The sequence below is a fragment of the Shewanella sp. SW1 genome, assembly GCF_025653545.1.
GTDB lineage: Bacteria > Pseudomonadota > Gammaproteobacteria > Enterobacterales > Shewanellaceae > Shewanella > Shewanella oncorhynchi.
This window is the reverse complement of record NZ_JAKKSG010000002.1, coordinates 323,542-331,217: the sequence shown is the minus strand read 5'-3', so window position 1 is coordinate 331,217 and position 7,676 is coordinate 323,542. Positions and strand designations below refer to the sequence as shown.

The 7,676-nt window shown below is 42.6% G+C and carries 6 protein-coding genes and 1 pseudogene; 4 read left to right on the top strand and 3 right to left on the bottom strand.

Annotated features, from left to right (window positions below; genetic code table 11):
* Window positions 1-191: pseudogene (locus tag L5M71_RS03235) on the bottom strand (IS110 family transposase); the annotation flags it as partial.
* A 336-nt stretch (window positions 192-527) separates the two neighbouring features.
* On the opposite strand from L5M71_RS03235, the gene L5M71_RS03230 reads away from it, so the two are divergent.
* Complete coding sequence (locus tag L5M71_RS03230; RefSeq protein WP_263206384.1) at window positions 528-2,381, top strand: M1 family metallopeptidase; 1,854 nt, start codon at window positions 528-530, stop codon at window positions 2,379-2,381.
* Between the two features lie 1,016 nt (window positions 2,382-3,397).
* Here L5M71_RS03230 and L5M71_RS03225 read toward each other — a convergent pair.
* Complete coding sequence (locus L5M71_RS03225) at window positions 3,398-3,883, bottom strand: glutathione peroxidase (RefSeq protein ID WP_106651117.1); 486 nt, start codon at window positions 3,881-3,883, stop codon at window positions 3,398-3,400.
* A gap of 151 nt (window positions 3,884-4,034) precedes the next feature.
* Between L5M71_RS03225 and L5M71_RS03220 the strand changes: the two genes are divergently transcribed.
* The 3 genes from L5M71_RS03220 to L5M71_RS03210 all read left to right on the top strand — a co-directional run bounded on the left by L5M71_RS03220 (window position 4,035) and on the right by L5M71_RS03210 (window position 6,721).
* On the top strand, window positions 4,035-5,405 hold the full coding sequence (locus L5M71_RS03220; RefSeq protein WP_028760672.1) for a magnesium transporter: 1,371 nt from the start codon (window positions 4,035-4,037) through the stop codon (window positions 5,403-5,405).
* 91 nt (window positions 5,406-5,496) lie between these two features.
* Window positions 5,497-6,015, top strand: coding sequence for a GNAT family N-acetyltransferase (locus L5M71_RS03215; RefSeq protein WP_263191328.1), 519 nt, complete (start codon window positions 5,497-5,499; stop codon window positions 6,013-6,015).
* Between the two features lie 166 nt (window positions 6,016-6,181).
* Entirely contained in the window at window positions 6,182-6,721 is a 540-nt protein-coding gene (locus tag L5M71_RS03210) for a YfaZ family outer membrane protein (protein ID WP_028760670.1), read from the top strand.
* 63 nt (window positions 6,722-6,784) lie between these two features.
* Here the strand turns inward: L5M71_RS03210 and L5M71_RS03205 are convergent, their stop codons facing one another.
* The gene (locus tag L5M71_RS03205) at window positions 6,785-7,636 is read right to left on the bottom strand and encodes a DMT family transporter (RefSeq protein ID WP_105249758.1); all 852 of its coding nucleotides are present in this window, start codon (window positions 7,634-7,636) and stop codon (window positions 6,785-6,787) included.
* Window positions 7,637-7,676 lie beyond the last annotated feature (40 nt).

Here is a 7,676-nt window from a genome sequence, read left to right as displayed (position 1 = left end):
TGTCTTCCCCAGTAATGCGCCGTACCACAGGCCTCCATAGCAATAAGGCTACCTTCGGGGAATTGTCTAATTTTATCGAGCAGCTTGTTTCTGTTAACCTTTTTGTTACTCATGACAGAGTTATCCATAAGACAAACACAAACTTGAAAAACATTTTTGGCTAAATCGATACCAATAACTTTAATATCCATGATGGAAACCTCCAGAACTATTTGTCAGCTTTAAGCTTGGCATAATACTGCAAGCTTARGTGCTGAGGCGTCCATCACATCACTACATAAAGATAAATCCAGCAAGCTAGAGATAGCTTATTGCAAACTCGGTACCTACACCCAAAGATGAACTGTTACAAAAAACTTGTTCCTAAGGAGCTCTAGAGCTCAGTTACGATTTGCCTCTGAGTAAATTTGCAGTCGATAATACCTTCTAATGATTAGTGATAAGTTATCAAGCCCGTCACCACAGCAAGGTAACTCATAACCCACTATTTAGAACATACCGCTCAAAACTTGAATATCGAGGCGACAGTGTTGCAACCAACTAAGAGTACATTAGCTGATGTAGCCCCTTGGGATTTAACCCGAGATTACCATTCTTTTGCGAATACCGAACAAGTGCAAGTGACCCATGTCTCTTTGGATGTCATGGTGGATTTTGACGCGCAGCGTCTTTTCGCTAAAGCGACGCTGTCCTTGGATTTTCTTGAGTGTGATGTAACAGAGCTTTGGCTTGATAGTCGAGATCTAACCATACTCGCTGTGACTTGTTTTAATGCTACAGAGGGGGTGAATGTATTAACAGAAATGGATGAAGAACCGCTCGATTTTGTGCTTAATGAAGCTGACCCCATACTCGGGCAAAAATTGTGTATCACGTTACCAGAATCTCCTTGCAAGCAGATTTGTATTCACTATCAAACCTCTCCGTCCGCCCAAGGATTACAGTGGCTAGCGCCTGAGCAAACCGCGGGTAAACAGTTACCTTACCTCTTTAGTCAATCGCAACCGATCAATGCCCGCAGTTGGATCCCATTACAAGATACGCCTAAGGTGCGGATCACTTTTGATGCTAAGGTGCAAGTGCCCAAAGGCATGCGCGCCGTTATGAGCGCGATGAATCATCCCGATACGCCACTTAATGGTGTGTTTCACTTTGAGATGGAACAGCCTATTCCGACCCATTTAATGGCCTTGGCTGTGGGTGATATTGCCTTTCAAGCGATAGGTCCAAGATGCGGCGTGTATACCGAGCCGAGCATGCTAGCGGCCGCCGCAAAAGAGTTTGAAGATACTGAATACATGCTCGACGTTGCCGAGTCATTGTTAGGTCCTTACGTATGGGGCCGCTATGACATGATTATCTTGCCGCCGAGTTTCCCATTCGGTGGAATGGAGAATCCGCGTTTAGCCTTTTTAACGCCCACACTCATTGCTGGTGATAAAAGCTTAGTGTCAACCGTTGCCCATGAGTTAGCGCATTCTTGGACGGGCAATTTGGTCAGTAATGCGACTTGGCGTGATCTCTGGTTAAACGAAGGTTTCACGACCTATTTTACTAACCGTATTGTCGAGGCTGTCTACGGCAAAGAACAGGCAGAATTAGAATGGGTAATAGAGTTTGGTCGCTTAAAAGAAGAAATAGCGTCTTTGCCTAAGGATAAGCAAACTTTACCCGCTAATGTGCAGCAGGACGATCCTAATCTTGCCTTTAATCGTTTTACTTATGATAAGGCTTCGATGTTTGTCCATGATTTAGAGCGCAGGCTAGGGCGAGTAGAATTTGATAAATTTTTACTCACTTATGTGAATCATTTTGCGTTTAAAGCCATTACCACCGAAGTGTTTGTCGAGTACGCAAAACAAACTTTACAGCAATTACATGCAGATAAAATCACTGAAGCTGAACTATTAACGTGGATTTATGGTGAAGGCTTACCTGAGGGCTATTGCGGACCAACATCCATGAGTTTAGATAAAGTCGATGATGCGCTGGCGTGTTTTCTACAGGGAACGGCAGCGGGTCGGTTAAGCGTTAAAGATTGGCGAGTGCACCATTGGCAATATTTTCTGACCCAATTACCTGAAGTCGTTAGTCAAGTTCAATTGATGGATCTGGATGAAACCTTCCAATTAACCCAATCGACTAATGTAGAAATTGCCTGTGATTGGTTTCGAGTCGCGATTCGTAATCATTATGATCCTGTGTTGCCGGCATTAAGTGCCTATTTAGTGCGTATTGGACGTGGTAAATTTGTGCGGCCACTCTATGCTGAGTTACAAATTGCGGGATATCACTCTGAATTAAAAGACATCTATACAAAGGCGCGTGCAGGCTATCATCCTTCGATTCAAGTTCAATTGGACAAATCACTCAGCTTATAGAAATTTAGGTAAAAAAAATGGCAACCTATGGGTTGCCACAAAGAAATCAGTGCGGGATACAAATAGAATTCAATGCGCTAGCGTGTTTTCTATTGTGTCCCAAAAGGGAGATGATGATGAACGACCAACCAATTCGACTCAATGCGATAAAACAGAAACTGTGTCATTTGAGGGTATGAAACTGCGACTTCACATATTTCATTCTCAAGGTGCATTTAATCTTATCCGTTAATCCTTACCTATATTCAGAGTCGCCATTTTTAATTAAGTTCACTGATATCAGAAAAAAATCCTAAAAAGTTTCAAAAAGATTTTCTGGGGCATTTTCTGGGGAATACTGAGTGCTTACACTTAAGTGTTACATTTGTTTTACATTAAAATCATGGGGATAAAAATTAAACGCGTGCCAGATTTATTAATCTATGAGCTAGCGTTAGCACTTGTTGAAATTTGAGCAAAAAAAATGGCAACCTAAGGTTGCCACAAGGAAATCAGTGCGGGATACAAATAGAATTCAGTGCGCTAGCGTGTTTTCTATTGTGCCCCAAAAGGGAGATGATGATGAACGACCAACCAATTCGACTCAATGCGATAAAACAGAAACTGTGTCATTTGAGTGCATGAAACTGCGACTTCACATATTTCATTCTCAAGGTGCATTTAATCTTATCCGTTAATCCTTACCTATACTCAGAGTCGCCATTTTTAATTAAGTTCACCGATATCAGAAAAAAGACAAAAAAAGTTTTTGAGAGATATTGAGTGCTCACACTTAGTTGTTACATTTATTTTACATATAAAATAAAGGGATAAAAAAAGGCAACCTAATGGTTGCCTAATGACCTATTCCTAGGTCAAGGGGGCTGCGCTAGAAGCCCCAGGGAGATGATGAATATGAAAAAGACATTCACTGTTCAATACATTTGAGGGGCCTTGTACGGTTAAAGTTCCATAAAAAAATTAAAATAAATCTAAATTTTTATAAACTGCAAGATTTCAAATAGATAGTGATTAAATTATTTTAGCAAAGCAGCAATTTTACTTTCTAATGCTTCGGGTTTGGTCGTTGATGCAAATCTTTCGATTGCTTCGCCTTGGCGATTAACTAAAAATTTAGTGAAATTCCATTTAATACCTTGAGTGCCTAATACGCCGGGAGCGGCTTTCTTAAGGTATTGATAAAGTGGATGGGTATGTTCGCCATTCACTTCTATTTTAGAAAATAGCGGAAACGTCACGCCAAAATTCAATTCACAAAAGGCTTGAATGCCTTGTTCATCGGCTTTTTCTTGGGCGCCAAATTGATTGCAAGGAAAGCCTAAAATCACTAATCCTTGATCTTTGTATTTTTGATATAGCGCTTCTAATCCTTTGTATTGCGGTGTAAATCCACATTCACTGGCGGTGTTGACGATTAAGAGTACTTTGCCCCGATACTGCTCTAAGCTTACCGCGTTGCCTTGAATGTCTGTTGCTGATTGGCTGTATATATTCGTAGTCATGTTCACCTCCGTAGGATCTTAGCCAAACAGCATAAACCTTAAAATAATTTTCAGCAATATAATTGCGCGCAATTTATTTTGTGGGTTTGCTAATTTACTTAATTATCAATATAGTTACAGCAATTTTGTGGCTAAAGAAAAGGGCATCTGTGTGATAGAAAATGACGCAGAATACGAAACAAACATGCAAGCGGATGTGGGGCAAGTAGTTCAACAACTCACTGAAGTTGAAGGCGAAGAACAGGCTGAAGTGTTTAGTGAAATTCTGAATGACTCAGAACCTGGAACCATAGCCTTAGCGCTTGAATCCTTGCCCTTGGATGAGCGTTACGAGCGTTGGCAGCAAGTTGAATTTGCTGACAGAGTGACTGTGCTGAGCCTAATGCGTGCCGATCCACGTATGGGGATCCTGAAGCGGATGCCTGACAATGAAGTGGATCTGTTATTTGCACAATTAAGCCCAGAAGATTTAATTGAGTGGAGTGATTATCTTCCTGAAAGTTTTACCGATCGTGCCTTGGCTCAGATGGGAGAGCGTCAGCGACAACGATTCGAACTTTATGATCAATACTCTGAGAATGAAATCGGCCGTTATACCGATCATCAAATGTTGGTGCTCAGTGATAAGGCGACAGTTGCTCAAGCTCAGCGCTTCTTTCGCCGTATCGAGCTCGACTGTAACGACAATTTGTTTATCGTTGATGATCTGGATAAGTATCAAGGTACTGTTCGTCGTTATGATATTTTTAAACATAATCCCGATGAATTATTGATTTCACTTTTGTCTGAGGACTGCCGTGCGTTATCCGCCGATACGAGTCTTTTGGAAGCGGCCGAAGCGATAGAGCACAGCCGCGAAATTGAATTGCCTGTGATTGATGAGTCCGGAGAGTTAATCGGCCGAGTGACGCTACGAACCGCAACGGCATTAGTGCGTGAGCATTATGAGGCGCAGTTGATGGCAACAGCGGGTATGGATGAATCCGACGACTTGTTCGCCCCTATTATGAAAGGTGCTCAGCGCCGTGCAGTATGGCTTGGGATCAATTTACTGACGGCTTTCCTTGCCTCAGCGACCATTGGTTTATTTGAAAATGTCCTATCGCAAGTGGTTGCATTAGCTGTGTTGATGCCGATTGTCGCTTCTATGGGCGGTATCGCGGGGAGCCAGTCTCTAACGCTAATGATCCGTGGCATGGCCATGGGACAGATTTCGGCGGGTAACTTGTTTTCGCTAATGAAAAACGAACTCGGCATTGGCATAGTTAACGGATTTTTGTGGGCGATAGTGATAGGTTTAGTCTCTGGCTGGTGGTTCGGTGAAGCGACGATAGGTATAGTGATTGGCTGTGCGATATTGATTAATATGGCCGTTGCCGCTATTGCTGGGGTGATAGTGCCTATGGTGTTGCAGAAGTTTAATCAAGATGCGGCGTTATCGGGTTCAGTGATCTTAACGACTGTGACCGATGTGGTGGGTTTCTTTACTTTCTTAGGTATGGCGACGTTGTTATATCTGTAGCGTAGGTTCTTGGGTGAGTTTGGAAGATGAATGCACGGCAATTTGGTGTGCATTCACCGTATGTTGGGAACATTAACGGTTTAATCTGGATATGAATAACATTCAGTTTGTTATAGGTAAAAAGCCGGAAGAATTAGCGCTGGCGGCACAATTAATTGATGGGCGTGATGATAATGCTCATCCGTTGGATCATCAGGTCTTTTTCGATTCCCGTGCGGTGATCTTAGCGAAAACTATCGAGGGTGAGATTGTCGGTTGCGCCGCGATAAAAGCCGGTAAAGGCACTGTCGATAAAGGCACTGTCGGTGAATTGGGTTATCTGGTGGTATCGCCCCATTATCGACGTCAAGGCATAGCACAAGGGTTAACTCATAAACGGATTGAGGTGGCAAAGGCCCTAGGAATGTCGATTTTGTATGCGACTATTCGCGCCGAGAACACGTCGAGTCAAGCTAATTTATTGAAGGCTGGTTTTCAGTTTTGGCGTAATTATTTGAGTATCCGTGGCACGGGAAATACTGTGGGTTGGTATTACTTAGCTTTAAGCGTTAATGTCGATGCTGAAGCGATAATGCAGTCTTTAGTTGGCGATCGTACCCCATCGGTCTAATTGTGTTGTAAGTGAAAAGACTTAGATCTTAATGTGTTTTTATCTTGTTTTACATTTGTATATTCCTCGCAAATAATCCCTCTTTATACGCAAATAGGCTGATTTTCTTTATTTATTCGGTATGATCCGCGGCTATTACCCACAGTCATTATTGAGGTGTTTTTTTATGGCTAAGTTCAGAGTAGCAAGTGTCTTATTATTGAGTGCAGCAGCGCTGCAAGTGAATGCGTCAGAATTTAATCTTGGGTTGAACAACGATGTGGTTTCAACTGAGTTAGAACTGCAATTGAACAAAGATACTAACGCGGTTTTGGGTTATATCTATGCGGATGAAGGCGGCCATATCGCTCAAGGTGCAATGCACATGACCCATGATGCGGGTGTGCATCACTTTGAGGTCGGTGCTCAGTTAAGCCAGCTTTGGTCTGACTATTCACCCAATGGCAGTGCCGTTTCTGTTGGTGGTCGTTATGCACTATCAATGGGGCCCAATATTTCACTGCACGCTGCGGCTTACTATGCACCGTCTGTATTGTCATTTGGCAATGTTGATGGTCATTATGAATTGGATTCAAAAGTGCAATACCGTATAACGCCAAACATGGCACTTTATGTTGGTTACCGCAAGATTGCCTTCGAATACGATGATGCCCGCAATTTTACTTTCGAAGATGGTGTGTATATTGGCGGTAAATTCCGTTTCTAAGCACAAGGCATATTGATTTAGCTATATTGCGATCGTGATGTCGAATTAAAGAGTCGGCCGAGGTTAACTTCGCCGGCTTTTCCATTTTGCCTTTAGCTCACTGTAGCTTGGCAATATGGATGAGAAAATGACCAATCCAATACCGATTAAAATCACTAGGCTGAGTTCTTCATCGAGTATCCACCAGCCTAACAAGGCTGCAAAAATCAATCCTGTATATTCTACTGGTGCCATTTGGCTCGCATCGGCACGTCGATAGGCATGGATGATGAGATAGGTCATGGCAATGTAAAATAGTCCCAAAGTCAGCCCCACTTGCGCCACTGGTAAACTAAATTCGGCGCCTTCGTACAAGGTCGCAGGTATCAGAAATATCATCGCAAAGGCATTAGACCAAAAGAGCATGGAAAAAGGATGTTCATGGGTCGAATAGGCCTTTAAAATCAAACTATTCAACGCTGATGTCATGGCACCGAAAAAGGCTAAACCTATATACAGGTTAAATTCTGTTGGTTGACTGATAAGTAAAATACCGCTAAAGCCGATAAGACCTGCGACTGTGCGTCGATAACCAATTCGTTCATTTAAAAAAATGGCCGATAGTACTAGCAGTAACAAGGGTGAGGTATAAATCACCGCTGTTACTGTTGCGAGCGGAAGATGCAGAATAGCGAGCATAAAAATGGCGTTGCCCAGTCCAATCAATAGCGCGCGGGCGAGATGCACTTTGTAAAAAGGACTCAGTTTAAGATTACCCTGTAAGTGCCACACAAAAGGCAGTACAAGCAGGGTGGCAAATAATTGCCTGTAGAGTACCAGTTGAAAAACAGGCGCATTGGTTTCAAGCAACTTAACCAATAGGTTACCGCTGGCAATCAGTAGTTGTGCGGCTAAAATCATCAATAGAGGCTGCATAGGATCCCAGCAAAAATAAGTCAGTATTAAGGTGTATCTT

What these genes read in the sequence shown, in the direction of transcription:
- L5M71_RS03225 (WP_106651117.1), bottom strand. Translation starts at nt 3,883, where the DNA reads ATGACTACGAATATATACAGCCAATCAGCAACAGACATTCAAGGCAAC.
- L5M71_RS03215 (WP_263191328.1), top strand. Translation starts at nt 5,497, where the DNA reads ATGAATAACATTCAGTTTGTTATAGGTAAAAAGCCGGAAGAATTAGCG.
- L5M71_RS03210 (WP_028760670.1), top strand. Translation starts at nt 6,182, where the DNA reads ATGGCTAAGTTCAGAGTAGCAAGTGTCTTATTATTGAGTGCAGCAGCG.
- L5M71_RS03205 (WP_105249758.1), bottom strand. Translation starts at nt 7,636, where the DNA reads ATGCAGCCTCTATTGATGATTTTAGCCGCACAACTACTGATTGCCAGC.